This window comes from Oceanobacillus timonensis (genome assembly GCF_900166635.1).
Taxonomy (GTDB): Bacteria; Bacillota; Bacilli; order Bacillales; family Amphibacillaceae; genus Oceanobacillus; species Oceanobacillus timonensis.
Genome location: NZ_LT800497.1, coordinates 977,053 through 990,570, shown reverse-complemented (window position 1 = coordinate 990,570; position 13,518 = coordinate 977,053). Strand labels below are relative to the sequence as shown.

Genomic DNA, 13,518 nt, shown 5'->3' with positions numbered 1-13,518 from the left:
GAGGTATTAACATGGTTGATATGTTTTTAGATTTTATGCTCGGTCCAATGCGTGGAATTAGCCAATTTTATTTTGATTATCAACTTATCTTCAACTCTATCGTGGTCAGTATTGCTGCCTACTTTTTAATAAAAAGAAAGAAGAATACGAATCAATCGTAATAAGGAGGTCTCAAGTATGAAGGCTCTAAATTTATACGATGTAGAAGATTTACGTTATGAAGAAGATACACCTATTCCTCCTATCCTTCACAATGACGATGTGCTGATTCGGGTAAAGGCTGCCGGAATATGCGGTTCGGATGTATCCCGTTATAAAAAGCTGGGTCCGTATATGCCCGGAACAACCTTTGGTCACGAATTTTCAGGTGTGATATCTGCTGTCGGCAGTGCCGTAACGCACTTAAAAGAAGGCGAACGGGTAACGGCCTGCCCTGCTTTTTCCTGCGGTAACTGTATCTATTGCAGACAAGGTGAGCCAACCCGCTGCACAAATCTGACAGTAATTGGTGCCAAGCATCCCGGATCTTACGCTGAATATGTTACGCTTCCTGCGTCCCATGTGCTGCAGCTGCCGGATAACATCGATTTTGACACTGCCGCCATGCTAGAACCCTCCTCTGTTGTACTGCATGGTTTTTATCGTACATCTATTCAACCAGGTGCAACCATAGCTGTTATGGGAGTAGGAAGTATTGGTCTTCTTTCTATCCAATGGGCAAAAATTTTTGGAGCTGATGCTGTTTTTGCTATTGACATAGATGAAAACAAATTGAAAACCGCGAAACAATTAGGTGCTGATATCCTAATAAATCCGCTGAAAGAAGACACCGAATCAGTGATCAAGCAACACACCGATGATACTGGCGTGGACCTGGCAGTAGAATCAGCAGGCTCCCCCATCACAAGTGAACAGATTCTTGCGCTTCCTAAAAAAGGCGGTGAAATTTTATACTTGGGCATTCCTTATGGTGATGTTACACTCCAACGCCATTATTTTGAAAAAATTGTCCGGAATGAATTACGCATGTTTGGGGCTTGGAATGCACTTTCTGCACCTTATCCAGGAAAAGAATGGGAAACAGGAATCCATTTTATGAAAAACGGACAGCTTCATATTCAGCCGATGATTTCTCATCAGCTTCCGCTTGAAGAGGGACCTAAGGTTTTTCAGCAACTTATTCATAAAGAAATAGATGCTGTGAAAGTACTCTTTCATCCTTAATGATACAATTAGGATTTATCAAAAATATATTAAAATGCAACTACCTTTTCAAAACATGCTTCAAATAGTGAATGGAATAAAACCAAAGCAGAAAAACCAAATAAAAAAAGCAGCTTTTTCGTTTTTGATATGGTAAGCGAAGTTAGAATAGAAGATTTTATATGGAGAAGCAGGCATAATCGCATGGAGTTTAGATGCCCCTTCATCGATGCGTAAATTAGAAAAAGTAAATATGCTAAGGGAAGAAAAGATTGAGGCGATGCTTTATTGAGAGTTACATTTAAGAAGTATAAAAAAGAAGTTAGAGGCTGCCTCAACTTCTTTTTTATACCAAAATAGGATTTTTATCACTTATATTCCCTAACCAAAAAATTCCCTAATGGCCATCTCCAAATCCGATTATATAACTGCTGATAGAAAGTAATATCATAATCATCTATTCGATCTACATTGTTCATCATTCTTAATGGAACAAAAAAGGAATTGAGTTTTATATTTGGGTTTATATGCAAGCCATTCCGTTCATAGAACTGAATCCTTCGTAGCCTGTTGGTATAATCTTGCTCTCCCTTTGCTTTTTCCGGATCTTCTACCTCCAATAAAATACCGTTGGCGGACAAGTTTTTTAACTGGTGCATGAGTTCACTCCCCATCCCCTTCGCTCTATATTTCGAATGAACAGCTAAATAGGAAATAAAAATACCATCAAATGCATCTACTTGCTGATAAATGGCATAACCGTATTTTTCTTGGCCGTCTGTAAGATAGACTGCTTTCATCACACCCTTCTTTAAATTGCGTTTCAATACAAAACGAGGAAGTAATTCAATACGCTCAAAGTCCTGCAGCAAATAATTATGGAGAACTTTCATATTTATATTTGTCGGATTCATTGTTTCTAGATAATACTGCTTTTGTTGCATGGGAAACCTCCAGATTTTTGTGTTGCTTTAATATGCTTTCCTAAAAGAAAATATGGTACGTACTTTTACAAGTAATGTTCCAATCCATTTTATTTTTCAAAAGATCGTCTAGGCTAATACCATTATATTCATATACAAACTCTTTTGCAAAACACGGTCAATAACAGAAGCAACTCCATCATGATTCAAATGTACTTTCGTTTTATTTTTTTGCGAAGAAGTACCCCTAAAACTCCTACTGAATGAAGTTTTACAATATACTTTTCTAAACCTGGTCCCTTGATATTGACGTAATTTCATTCTTTAGAAATGCTTTTGTCTCCAGGCTTCTTTCATTATATTAAAAACTACCACCTGACAGTTCAGATGGTAGTCTTTACTTCATTCTTTTTCCGTTGATTTCGTAATGATTTTTCCGTCCGTACCTACTCGCTTAATAAACAGTGCCAGAATAAATGCTAAAACAATAATTAACAGGGAAATAAAGAAAGAGAAGTTAATGCCATGCAGCATTGCCTCATTCATTATTTCCGCTTGCATCTGTTCTGCCGCTGGACCAGTCGGTATTTGTGATGGATCCATATTTTTCACGGCATCTTCAGCCAACGCTTCTGCCTCGTTATTCGTCCGGCTGTTCATGATGGTAATCAATAGAGCAGAACCAATCGCACCCGAGACCTGCTGCAATGTGTTGTTCATCGCCGTACCATGTGGATTTTGATGCATTGGCAACTGGTTTAATCCATTTGTCATGACAGGCATCATAACCATTGACATGCCGAATGAACGAGCTGCAAAGATAACCATAAGCGATGTAATGGTAATTTCCATATCTAATTGTGTAAAGAGATAGGTTGTAACACCAGTTATAATCAACCCGACAAGGGTTAATGTACGCGCACCGAATTTATCAAATAATCGTCCGGTAATCGGCGACATGATTCCCATTACAAGTGCCCCAGGAAGCATTAATAAGCCAGCTTCAAATGGCGTAAAACCACGAACAGTCTGCACATATAATGGAATTAAAATCATTCCTGAAAATAACGCCATTGCTAATACAACAGAAATGGCCGAAGATAAGGCAAACATTGGATAACGGAAAATACGGAACTCCAGCATCGGGTCTTCCATGCGTAATTGACGGAAAATAAGCGCGATGACACTAAGCACCCCGATGAGTATTGTAATATAGACGGCCGGGTGACCCCATCCCATCTCTGCATCACCTGCTGAACTGAAACCATATAGTAAACCGCCAAAACCAAAGCTGGATAAGATAATGGAGAAAACATCCAATTTGATAGCCCGCTGCGGCGTAATGTTTTTCAATTTAAATATCCCGATAAGTAAGGAAATAATAGAAATCGGGAGGACAATATAAAATAAAGTTCGCCAATCAAAATGTTCTACTACCCAGCCTGATAAAGTCGGTCCAATGGCAGGAGCCACAATCATAACGAGACCAAATGTCCCCATTGCCGTACCACGCTTTTCAATTGGAAAAGCAGTCAGCATCACATTCATAAGAAGCGGCATCATCACCGCAGAACCTGCTGCCTGAATAAGTCTTGCAATTAAAAGAACCGAAAATACCGGTGATATAGCAGCCAATAATGTCCCTAACGTAAATAAGGTCATTGCTGTTAAAAATAGTTTTCTATTTGTAAAACGCTGAATTAAAAACGCACTTGCCGGAATAAGAATCCCGTTTACAAGCATATACCCGTTTGTCAGCCATTGAACAGACGTCGGTCCTACTTCAAATTCATTCATAATAGAAGGAAGCGCTACGTTTAGTAATGTTTCATTTAAGATAGCTACAAACGCTCCAATAAATAATATAGCAATCATGCCATAAGGCGGTTGTTTATGCATTTCTTTGATGCCTGTCATAGTACACCCTCACTTTCTTTGCTCAGAAAAAATCACATTTCCCCGGCTCCCAGAGAAATGTTTCTTTTTCTTCTGCTTCATATGCTGCATTTTTGCGGTACTAAAATCGAAATGCGTTCCAGACATGTAAAAAATATCTTCTTAAAGAGAATATTCCAAAGAAGACAACAACCATTTTTAAGTTCGCCCGAAGTGCTTTTCTATTTTTAGACTTCATTATTTTATACTGATAGTCCAATAAATGCAACAAAAACTTTTTATTATTTTTTAAACGTTGATATACCAATGAATATGGACTATTATAAATATTGTACAAACATTCTATTTTTCTTAAAATAATGCAAAGGAACGGTCTTATGAATACAAAAAAGAAACAAATTATCCAAGCTGCTCAAACCCTGTTTATTAAAAAAGGTTTTGCAGCAACACCGATTCAGGATATTTTAGAAACGGCAAATGTATCCAAGGGAACATTCTATAATTATTTTTCATCCAAAACGGATTGCTTTATGGCTATTTTAATGTTGATTCAAGAAGAAGTGATTGACGACCGGGAGCAGTTGGCTCGTGGAAAATCCAATGCTGATAAAGATGTTTTCGTAAAACAAATTGCTGTCCGTTTTCATATGGATAAAAAACATAATATTGTAGCACTATTTGCATCTCTTACCAATGCAGATCAGGGTCACCAGGAATTAAAGACCTTCCTGAATCAGCAATACCTGGAAGAAATCATATGGATGGCAAATCGAATCTGTGATGTGTTTGGTAAAGAAAAACAAAAACATGCATATGATGACGCAGTGATTAGTTTTGGCACCATCCATTTAACTTCCAAGTTATTAATGGATATAGACAAAACAGATATTTCAATAGAAGAGATGATCTATTTCGCACTCCGGCAAATAGAACAAATAGACAATCATCCTCCATTTTTACAGGAAGACTATTTCTTGCCTTACCATCCAGTAAAGGACACAGCAGATAAAAGCATTCAAACGCTATTAAAAGAGACATTGACAGACTTAGATCACCGTATATCCATGCTGAAAAATGATAAGCTGGTTTACTATCATCATTTTTTACTGGAACAATTAAAAGTAGAGACTCCGAATCTATTTCTGATGGAAAGTGTTATTTATTCTTATCAGCACGCTTTACAGCATACGGAATTAGAGGATAAAGGAAATTATATTAAAACGTTGTTCATGCAATTAATAGAAGAACAAAAGAATAGGTAGTGTCTTTTCCGTTTGAAGCGGTTATTTTTACCATTATAAGGAATAAAAATGCATCCTTTTCTATGTTACACGCAATTTACAAAACCTTCATAAATGATATAGACTATTACATAGAGTGCATACCAATCAGTAAGGTGGTGAAAATGTGAAAAAGTTATTCGTTTGGCTCGTTATTTCTTTGTCTCTCTTTTTAGTCGCCTGTTCCCAGGATGCAAGTGAGGAAGAAGTAACAGATAACGTATTGAATTCACATCACGACGTGAACCAATACAGCGCAGAGTTTAATATTAATACATCCGATGTGACAAGCACGGTAAACTACAATACGGAAGTTTCTTTGACCGAAGAGCCGGCTTCAAAACACCAGGTTTCTACGACGGAAACAGATGGAGAAGAAACGTCCATTGATACATATCGTGTTGACGACGAAATATATACGCAAGAAGCAGATAGCCCATGGGTAGAACGAGAGGCAGAAGCTGACGAAGCATTATTCAACCCTTCTTATAGAGATGTTGTTGCTGTGCTGGAAAATGTTATTGATTACGCTGCATTTGATCCGGAAGGTAATACCTACACCTTTCATTATGAAGGATTTGAACGTGACATCTACGAGGCATTTGAAGGCCCATTCAACATACTTATAGGAGGTTCTGATATCGCTGATGAGGACATGTCTTTGGACTTTTCCTTTGAAGTAAACAAGTCTGATTTCAATATTGAACATGTAGAGTATAATCTCTCTGTTGAAAATGAAACAGGAAATGTCGATATCAATATCCTTGTTGATTATGACGATATAAATGATGTTGATGAATTGGAAATACCTGAGGAAGTCATCGAAGAAGCTGCTTCTTCGTAACATCCTGTAATGATCCATTTTCAGTAAAGAAGAACCTCTTGGAAAAGTATATAAACTTTCAAAGAGGTTCTTTCATGTTTCATCAGTTCCCTGCAAATTTCGAAATTGCCCGATCAGGGCGGTAGGGAGTCATGTCGAGTTCCATTTTTTCATTTAATATCTGCTTTGCTGCTAATTTGCCTGCATATGGCCCCATTGTTAACCCCGAAGGCCCGAGACCATTTGCGATATAAAGACCCTCTCTGTCATCAATCGCTCCAATCAACGGCAACTTATCTGGACTCATTGGGCGAAATCCAATCCGGACTTCTTTCAGCGTACCTTCCTCTAACCCGGAAGCCACATCCAGGGCAGCCTCCAAAACCTGATGAACACCGCCAGCTGTTAAACGATAGTCAAACCCAGAACCTTCCTCTCTCGTCGCTCCTGCAACAATCCTGGAGTCATCAAATGCCAGCATATAGTGACTGGTCTGCGGCAAAACTACCGGCCAATCTGCCGTATCCTGTTCTGGAAGAGAAATGTGAGCAATTTGCCCCCGCTGCGGTTCAATCGCCAAATCCAATCCTAATGGCTTCATTTGTTCCGATGCCCATGCTCCAGTTGCTAATAACACATGATCTGCTGTTATATCTTGTCCATCTACATGAACACCGGTTACTTTTTGGTCTGTTGCAGTAAGAGCAGCTTCTCCCTCTATCAATCGTGCACCATTTTTTACAGCAGCACGTTTTAAAGATTCCCGCATCAATCTGCCATCCATTCGGGCAGCCCCAGAAACATAAACGCCTTCTAAATCATCAGATAATGCAGGGAATTTATTCTTCGCTTCTGTATGGTTTAATCGCTTAATTTCTCCAAGTTCAGGAGCTTTTAATTGCTTTTCACGAACTCGACGCTCCATTTCGTCTAATTCAGCCGGATCATTACTCACACTGATCGCACCAACCTGCTTATAACCCGTATCTGTTTCGCCATCCGACTTTAATTGTGCAATCAATTCCGGGTAATACAGGGCACCTCTTTTCGCAATAACGTACCAATGCGGATTTTCCACACGAGAAATCCAAGGACAAATAATACCAGCACCTGCAGAAGTCGCTTTTCCATCTTCTGGACGGTCTACCATGATAACCTCAACACCTTGTTTCACCAGATAGTATGCTGCGCTGGCACCCACAATTCCAGTTCCGACAACAATGACTTTCATTTTCCTCCTCCTCCTCTCCAGTATAGATAAACCATTTCATTCACATTATTTTCTGCGTAATGAAGTATATCAGGTTATATTTCAAAATATATGTATCTGAATGGATTATTTATTCTAAAGACAACCCCATCCCTTACCTGATACCAGTTAAAAGATGCGTTTGTCTTTCCTTATCACCATAAGCTATTTTCCTAAATCCTTTTTCATCCGCTGCATCGCATCTACAACCTGCATGGTAGATTCAATGTTTTTTCGTTTTTCTTCACATCTCCAAACAGCCTGTAAAATATCATTTGCATAACGCATTTTTCCTTCTTTCGACAGCCATTTCACAAATGCTTTAACAGTAGTCACTAATTCTTTATACTGCGTATTGCTGACATACATTTGACCGCCAAAAAGCTCGTAGATATCTTTCGTAAGCAAGTTTTCCCAAAAATCAGGACCACATTCTTCCCAGCTGTGAATGTTTTTTCTTTCCATTATTTCTCGAATATCATACAGGCTATTTCGATACTTTCGCTCGGTAGATTTTGACTTTCCTTCTGTCTTCTCCTGATAAAAACGAGTCATATCGTTCGTATAAAAAGCATCGATTGTCTCTCGTGAGAAACCCAACCTGTCATACATCGGAATATCTTTTTCTAAGACAACGGTTTCCCGATTTTTCGCTTTCAGAACTGTTTGAACAGAAGTAGAACGCTCCTCTCCACCTGTTACAAATGGAGATAATGGAAGACCAAGTTCTTTACGCTCTGTATTAAAATCAGGACTTATTTTGACGTCTGAATACTTCTGCATTACAAAACGGTTTTCATGAAACTCTGCATTTTTTAGATAGGTTTCAACTAATTGGCTTTCTCCTTTGTCCATTAATTGGCGAATAGATTGATGATTATATTCCGGTATAGGCATGTCCATGCTTGTCTGTATACGCATCGAAGCATAGGCAGTAAAATAGTCAGGCACATTCTCGCCTGTTTCAACTACTGTCTGTGTTACTTCAACCGTTTTCGGAAGTCTGTGCGTTTCTTCATAATCATTGACAAGAATAAATGCATCGCTTACTGTTACTATTTTTTGTAAAAATTGACGTAGACATTCTAAGGAAGTTGTTTCGAAAGTAAGTTGATTATCTTCTATCTCTAAAGTTGCTTGTAATGATTTAATCGTGATATCTTCTGCTAATTCACTATCCTTATAATTTTGAATTTTACCCACCCAGCCCAGCAGTTTATGTTGAGCAGTCCACTCTTTGATATCCAGGTCCACGTCATTATAAAGAAACACCTCTGCACGTTTTGGATGAGCTAAATCAAATGTATACGTAAAGAAAGTAACCTCTTTTTCATCCTTTTTCCGTTCTTCCTTCTCTTCATAAGGCGCCACCAAAATTTCAGGGTAATAGTCAATCATCACTTTATCATGATCAAGTTGTTTCTCCCTCGCAATCGTCTCTACGTATGCAATTTGCTTCTCGTATTCTTTTGGATTATGCATGCTCCTCATGCCATTAAAATAATAGACATCATTAATCGGTTCTAATAAACCAATCGTCCCCATCCAAGGCAGTACCTCCGGGAAATGTTCTTTTGTATTTGGCATATGATACGTCTGCTTCGTAAAATAGTCTTCAAAAACAACATATTCATCTGTTTGATCAACAGCTTGTACAAATTGAGGACTTAGCGTTGCCCAGCGCTCCGCCATTGTTTTTTCTTCCGATTTTAATCGATCTTTCATCTCAGATACAAACCATTCAATTCCACGTAACCCATTTTCATAACGGTGAAAGAAGTATAACCAAAAATGGAATAATCCTCGGCCTGATTCATCAAACATATGCTTTGTTCTTTTTTTAAATTGTGATTCTAACGGAAAATATGCGCTTTGTGATATTTTACTATAAATAAAGTCATCCAGCTTACCGACCAATACTTCTTTCAGCTGAAAAAATCGATCTTCTTTTACCACTTTCAACTCAGTTAAATTATCCTTAGCCATACAACATTTTTTATATTTTTTCCCGCTGCCGCATGGACATGGATCATTTCGTTTCACTGCCATGCCGATGCTCCTTTCTTTATCCGGATTCTTTTACATGTATTCTTTATTTTATCATGGTTTTTCATATTTGTTGAAATTTTAAACTGGTGAGGGAAAATGGGTTTTTTGTAGTTGAATAAGGGGACCTCCCTCTGTTTTTTGGTTAAAAGGGTATTTCCTGACTTTATGTATTTTAACCTCTCTTCCTGCCCCCTACATAAAAATGCAAATCTTTGACAATATAATAAACCAAGCATACACTTGAAATATAAATAGTTAATACTTTTAACTATTAGTACTTTTAAGTATCGGAGGGATCAACTTATTAATCAAGAAGACAAACAGGAACTTTCTAAACTGCTTTCTATTATGGTTCACAAATTCATTGTTGCTTATGGAAAAATACTTGATAGTGATATATCCGGATCGCAAGTATATATTTTGGAAATTTTAACAGGTGATGGTGCTAAAAAAAGCTCAGAGTTATCAGAAAGGCTTGGTATCAGTTTACCTGCTGTTACAAACCTTACGAATAAGCTGGTCCAGAAAGGTTATATTGAACGAAAACCTTCTGAAAAAGATCGCCGGATAACCCTGATGCAAATCACGCCCCTGGGATCCGAGGTGCTCGATCAAATTAATGAAAAGTATTTTGCGTTGACTGATTCATTATGGAAAGATTTTTCGAATGATGAATTAAGTGATCTTCATGGATATTATAAAAAGATGGTAGACAACCTAAAAGAATATAAATTGGATAAGGAGTGATTGACGATGTCTGAATCAGAACAAATCGCAGTTATTACAGGTGCCGGCAGCGGTATGGGACGTGCTACAAGCCTAAAGCTGGCTGAAATGGGCATGAAATTGGTCTTAGTAGACTTTAATGAACAAACAGGTGAAGAAACACGACGCCTTGTTGAGGAACAAGGCGGGGAAGGAATCTTTGTTAAAGCGGATGTTTCCAAAAGCGAAGACGTACAAAATTATGTCAATACCGCTGTTGAAAATTATGGCCGCATTGATGTCTTCTTCAACAATGCTGGCGTCATCCAAAAACCTTATTTATTAGCAGATATACCTGATGAAGAATACGATCGTGTCGTTTCTGTTAACTTTAAAGGCGTATTTTTGGGTATGAAGTATGTAATCCAAGTAATGGAAAAACAAGGTTCCGGTGTCATTATCAATACTTCATCAAGCTCCGGACTGCGCGTGGAACATAGCTTAGCTGTTTATTCTGCCAGCAAACATGCCGTTGTAGGTATTACCAAATCAGCTGCAAAAGAATATGCCGATAAAGGAATCCGTGTTAACGTTATCTGCCCAGGCGGCGTAGAAACGAACTTAGTAGCGGGCTTCCAGAAAACATGGGAAGAAACCGGAAACACACCAAAAATTGATTATCCAGTTATCGGGCGCATGTCCGAACCTGATGAAGTCGCTAATGTTGTTGCTTTCCTGGCTTCCCCTGGCGCAAGTTATATGACCGGTTCCGTTCTAGCTGTTGATGGCGGTTTAACGCTATAAGGAATACTTCTCTCAATAACGGGTATAGTCAAAGGACACGTGAAATAAAGGAGCGTATGATGGATGGATAGCTTAACAATGAAAAATGCATTACAGGAGTATGTTGATGCGTTCAATGCGAACGATATCGACCGCCTGATGGCATTATTTTCAGATGAAGTAAGTGTAGAAGATCCTTTTAGTTCGCCAGCTAAAATTGGACGTAAAGAAGTAGAAGCATTCTACAATGAAAGCATGTCCGGCGCCAATTTGGAACTATTAGCGGCGCCTCGTGGTTCTTACAGTAACGCTGCAGCAATTACCTTCGCTGTCCATACTGAGAAAGAAGGTCACCCTGTACGAATCGATGTTACAGATGTGATGACTTTTGATTCGGAAGGTAAAATTGCTACGATGCACGCTTATTGGGGACCGGATGATATTCAGCAGCTTTAGTTGAGTCAGTTTTTCGTACTTGCAGTGTTTAATTATTTTCGTACATCTTGTTCATAAACAAGATGATTAAATAAAATACAAATTTGAAAAGGATGATTATCATGGGACGTTTAACAGGTAAAGTAGCTATCATCACTGGCGCAGCACTTGGAATGGGAGCTGCAGAAGTAAAGATTTTTGCAAAAGAAGGGGCAAAGGTCGTTGCAACAGATATTGTAGAAGATACGCTACAAGAGGTAGTGAATGACATTAAAGAAAACGGCGGAGAGGCTATTGGTTTGAAACACAATGTAACTTCTGAGGAAGAATGGAAACAAGTGATTCAGAAAACAGTTGACCAATATGGTAAAATCGATGTCCTTGTCAACAATGCTGGTGTTTCCAGTCCAAAAACCATTGCACAAATGGAAATGAACGAATGGAATAAAATTCTGGATATTGACCTGAACGGCTGTGTGATTGGAATGAAATATGCAATTCCAGAAATGCAAAAAAACGGAAGCGGTTCTGTCATCAACATTTCTTCCATTGGCGGACTGGTAGGTATGGCCGGAACAAGCCCATACACTGCTGCAAAAGGGGCTTTACGTTCCTTATCCAAATCAGCAGCTGTCGATTATGGTAAAGATAAAATCCGTGTCAATTCCGTCCATCCAGGAATCATTGAAACACCAATGACTGCAGATACCTTTGCAGATGCAACACCATACTACAAAACGTTCACACAGCTTCCTTACTTCGGAAATCCGGATGATGTAGCATACGGCGTGCTGTTCCTGGCATCCGATGAATCCCGATTTATGACCGGAGCTGAACTTGTGATTGATGGCGGCTGGACTGCTCTTTAATCGGACAAGGCAGTCTTGCTATAAATAAATATAAAATCCCCTTTTTTTCTTATTTATCATGAAAAAGGGGATTTTGTATAGTTATTCATTTATCTTACAATGCCACAAAGAACAAAAAGAACGTAACCATACCACTTAAGCCTTCTTTTTAGTTTGTAGAAAATGATATGGATGCGGCCTGTTCATCATCAGTATGTTTTTCTACAAGCGATAATTCTAATCCAAGAACATGGCCTATTTTTAATAAAGTTGTCAGCTTCGGTACGTCTTTCCCATTTTCCATCCGGCTAATTGTTTTTTGAGGAACATGGGATAGCCTTGACAGTTCTCGTTGAGACAGCCCTTTTCTAGCTCTTGCAGCTGTCAATTTACCTACAACTTCTAATACGATAAATAATTCCGGATCATCTTTTGCTACATCTTTTCGAACATTTTCAAAGTTGCTCATTAAAATCACCTCTTTAGATAATACTTATATTTTATAAAAAATACATTTACTCAAAGAGAGTTATACATGTTATTTGAGTTTTAAAAACCTTCTCAAACACTAAACATTCCTGATTCATACTTGCAGTTCCCCAGAATGTATCACTTTCCCGTTTTCTTTCAACATAATTTGAAGTTGGTAGAATTTACGCCATGTTATCCGGACCTTTTTTTGAATGCTTTTAAAGCCTTCGTAAACCGGCTGCCGTCCACTGCCATCTCTGTAATAATGAATCTTCATCATGATAACTCCTCATTTGATACTTTTGTGTTATCAGAACCTCCTTCTAGATAATATTAAGGTATCAATAATGTTAAAATCTTTCCCTTTCGCATTTAATCAGCCTATTCATAGTTTCTATTAATAAAAAATATTCTACGGTATATATTTACTTCTATCAAAATTACAAAATTTATTTTTCAGATATTATTTACTTTACAATTCATTGTTTTATATAGCTTATTTCTTTATTTTATTGGGGAAAATCATTCTAAATGTCAAAAACATATTTATTTCAATTTATTTTTGGCATTGATATTTTTAATTTTTCCACAGTGCAGAACCATAAAATAACCCACCTTATCTGTTTAAACAGATAAGGTGGATTATTTTATCATTTATCGTAAAACTGCCAAACAGCTTTCATTCCTATTCTTACATACAGCAACGCTTATATTTCTTGCCACTTCCACACGGGCACGGATCATTGCGTCCAACCTTTTCATTTTTGACAACAGGCTGATTTGCCATTTGTATGAAAAAATCCGATATCATGTCGGATGGTGCACTTTCGGGTAATACATTCCCCATCTTTTT

General features: G+C 38.0%; 14 protein-coding genes and 1 pseudogene. 8 read left to right on the top strand and 7 right to left on the bottom strand.

The window, feature by feature from the left end; genetic code table 11:
- Positions 1 to 11: 11 nt before the first annotated feature.
- On the top strand, positions 12 to 161 hold the full coding sequence (locus tag B7E05_RS22050; RefSeq protein ID WP_179134468.1) for a hypothetical protein: 150 nt from the start codon (positions 12 to 14) through the stop codon (positions 159 to 161).
- A 16-nt stretch (positions 162 to 177) separates the two neighbouring features.
- Positions 178 to 1,224 carry a galactitol-1-phosphate 5-dehydrogenase gene (locus tag B7E05_RS04915; RefSeq protein ID WP_080872964.1) on the top strand — a complete coding sequence of 349 codons (1,047 nt, stop codon included), beginning with the start codon at positions 178 to 180 and terminating at the stop codon, positions 1,222 to 1,224.
- A 347-nt stretch (positions 1,225 to 1,571) separates the two neighbouring features.
- Here the strand turns inward: B7E05_RS04915 and B7E05_RS04910 are convergent, their stop codons facing one another.
- Positions 1,572 to 2,147, bottom strand: a complete 576-nt coding sequence (locus B7E05_RS04910) for a GNAT family N-acetyltransferase (RefSeq protein ID WP_080872963.1) — start codon at positions 2,145 to 2,147, stop codon at positions 1,572 to 1,574.
- A gap of 381 nt (positions 2,148 to 2,528) precedes the next feature.
- Entirely contained in the window at positions 2,529 to 4,043 is a 1,515-nt protein-coding gene (locus B7E05_RS04905; protein ID WP_080872962.1) for a DHA2 family efflux MFS transporter permease subunit, read from the bottom strand.
- Positions 4,044 to 4,399: 356 nt separating this feature from the next.
- On the opposite strand from B7E05_RS04905, the gene B7E05_RS04900 reads away from it, so the two are divergent.
- Together B7E05_RS04900 and B7E05_RS04895 are read left to right on the top strand one after the other, a co-directional pair.
- A complete protein-coding gene (locus tag B7E05_RS04900) occupies positions 4,400 to 5,284 on the top strand; it encodes a TetR/AcrR family transcriptional regulator (protein ID WP_179134467.1) in 885 nt (294 codons plus the stop codon).
- 145 nt (positions 5,285 to 5,429) lie between these two features.
- Positions 5,430 to 6,146: a DUF6612 family protein gene (locus B7E05_RS04895; RefSeq protein ID WP_080872959.1), complete on the top strand. Its 717-nt coding sequence runs from the start codon at positions 5,430 to 5,432 to the stop codon at positions 6,144 to 6,146.
- An 82-nt stretch (positions 6,147 to 6,228) separates the two neighbouring features.
- On the opposite strand, the gene B7E05_RS04890 is transcribed toward B7E05_RS04895, so the two are convergent.
- Together B7E05_RS04890 and B7E05_RS04885 are read right to left on the bottom strand one after the other, a co-directional pair.
- A complete protein-coding gene (locus tag B7E05_RS04890) occupies positions 6,229 to 7,356 on the bottom strand; it encodes an NAD(P)/FAD-dependent oxidoreductase (protein WP_080872958.1) in 1,128 nt (375 codons plus the stop codon).
- 183 nt (positions 7,357 to 7,539) lie between these two features.
- Entirely contained in the window at positions 7,540 to 9,423 is a 1,884-nt protein-coding gene (locus B7E05_RS04885; protein ID WP_080872956.1) for a YecA family protein, read from the bottom strand.
- A 348-nt stretch (positions 9,424 to 9,771) separates the two neighbouring features.
- On the opposite strand from B7E05_RS04885, the gene B7E05_RS04880 reads away from it, so the two are divergent.
- The 4 genes from B7E05_RS04880 (at position 9,772) to B7E05_RS04865 (ending at position 12,215) form a co-directional block, all read left to right on the top strand.
- Positions 9,772 to 10,170, top strand: a complete 399-nt coding sequence (locus B7E05_RS04880; protein WP_080872955.1) for a MarR family winged helix-turn-helix transcriptional regulator — start codon at positions 9,772 to 9,774, stop codon at positions 10,168 to 10,170.
- Between the two features lie 6 nt (positions 10,171 to 10,176).
- Positions 10,177 to 10,932 (top strand): SDR family NAD(P)-dependent oxidoreductase, encoded by a 756-nt coding sequence (locus tag B7E05_RS04875; protein WP_080872954.1) that lies wholly within the window; start codon positions 10,177 to 10,179, stop codon positions 10,930 to 10,932.
- A gap of 63 nt (positions 10,933 to 10,995) precedes the next feature.
- Entirely contained in the window at positions 10,996 to 11,367 is a 372-nt protein-coding gene (locus B7E05_RS04870) for a nuclear transport factor 2 family protein (RefSeq protein WP_143833175.1), read from the top strand.
- A gap of 101 nt (positions 11,368 to 11,468) precedes the next feature.
- Positions 11,469 to 12,215: an SDR family NAD(P)-dependent oxidoreductase gene (locus B7E05_RS04865; protein WP_080872952.1), complete on the top strand. Its 747-nt coding sequence runs from the start codon at positions 11,469 to 11,471 to the stop codon at positions 12,213 to 12,215.
- Between the two features lie 148 nt (positions 12,216 to 12,363).
- On the opposite strand, the gene B7E05_RS04860 is transcribed toward B7E05_RS04865, so the two are convergent.
- The 3 genes and pseudogenes from B7E05_RS04860 to B7E05_RS22650 all read right to left on the bottom strand — a co-directional run.
- On the bottom strand, positions 12,364 to 12,663 hold the full coding sequence (locus B7E05_RS04860) for a helix-turn-helix domain-containing protein (RefSeq protein ID WP_080872951.1): 300 nt from the start codon (positions 12,661 to 12,663) through the stop codon (positions 12,364 to 12,366).
- Between the two features lie 114 nt (positions 12,664 to 12,777).
- Positions 12,778 to 12,942, bottom strand: coding sequence for a hypothetical protein (locus B7E05_RS22045; protein WP_179134466.1), 165 nt, complete (start codon positions 12,940 to 12,942; stop codon positions 12,778 to 12,780).
- Between the two features lie 414 nt (positions 12,943 to 13,356).
- Positions 13,357 to 13,443 (bottom strand): annotated as a pseudogene (locus B7E05_RS22650) (SEC-C metal-binding domain-containing protein); the annotation flags it as partial.
- Positions 13,444 to 13,518 lie beyond the last annotated feature (75 nt).

Bases quoted from the DNA above. Each gene is read 5' to 3' on its own strand.
- B7E05_RS04915 (WP_080872964.1), top strand. From the start codon at position 178: ATGAAGGCTCTAAATTTATACGATGTAGAAGATTTACGTTATGAAGAA.
- B7E05_RS04900 (WP_179134467.1), top strand. From the start codon at position 4,400: ATGAATACAAAAAAGAAACAAATTATCCAAGCTGCTCAAACCCTGTTT.
- B7E05_RS04870 (WP_143833175.1), top strand. From the start codon at position 10,996: ATGGATAGCTTAACAATGAAAAATGCATTACAGGAGTATGTTGATGCG.
- B7E05_RS04880 (WP_080872955.1), top strand. From the start codon at position 9,772: ATGGTTCACAAATTCATTGTTGCTTATGGAAAAATACTTGATAGTGAT.
- B7E05_RS04885 (WP_080872956.1), bottom strand. From the start codon at position 9,423: ATGGCAGTGAAACGAAATGATCCATGTCCATGCGGCAGCGGGAAAAAA.
- B7E05_RS04890 (WP_080872958.1), bottom strand. From the start codon at position 7,356: ATGAAAGTCATTGTTGTCGGAACTGGAATTGTGGGTGCCAGCGCAGCA.
- B7E05_RS22045 (WP_179134466.1), bottom strand. From the start codon at position 12,942: ATGAAGATTCATTATTACAGAGATGGCAGTGGACGGCAGCCGGTTTAC.
- B7E05_RS04910 (WP_080872963.1), bottom strand. From the start codon at position 2,147: ATGCAACAAAAGCAGTATTATCTAGAAACAATGAATCCGACAAATATA.
- B7E05_RS04905 (WP_080872962.1), bottom strand. From the start codon at position 4,043: ATGACAGGCATCAAAGAAATGCATAAACAACCGCCTTATGGCATGATT.
- B7E05_RS22050 (WP_179134468.1), top strand. From the start codon at position 12: ATGGTTGATATGTTTTTAGATTTTATGCTCGGTCCAATGCGTGGAATT.
- B7E05_RS04860 (WP_080872951.1), bottom strand. From the start codon at position 12,663: ATGAGCAACTTTGAAAATGTTCGAAAAGATGTAGCAAAAGATGATCCG.
- B7E05_RS04875 (WP_080872954.1), top strand. From the start codon at position 10,177: ATGTCTGAATCAGAACAAATCGCAGTTATTACAGGTGCCGGCAGCGGT.
- B7E05_RS04865 (WP_080872952.1), top strand. From the start codon at position 11,469: ATGGGACGTTTAACAGGTAAAGTAGCTATCATCACTGGCGCAGCACTT.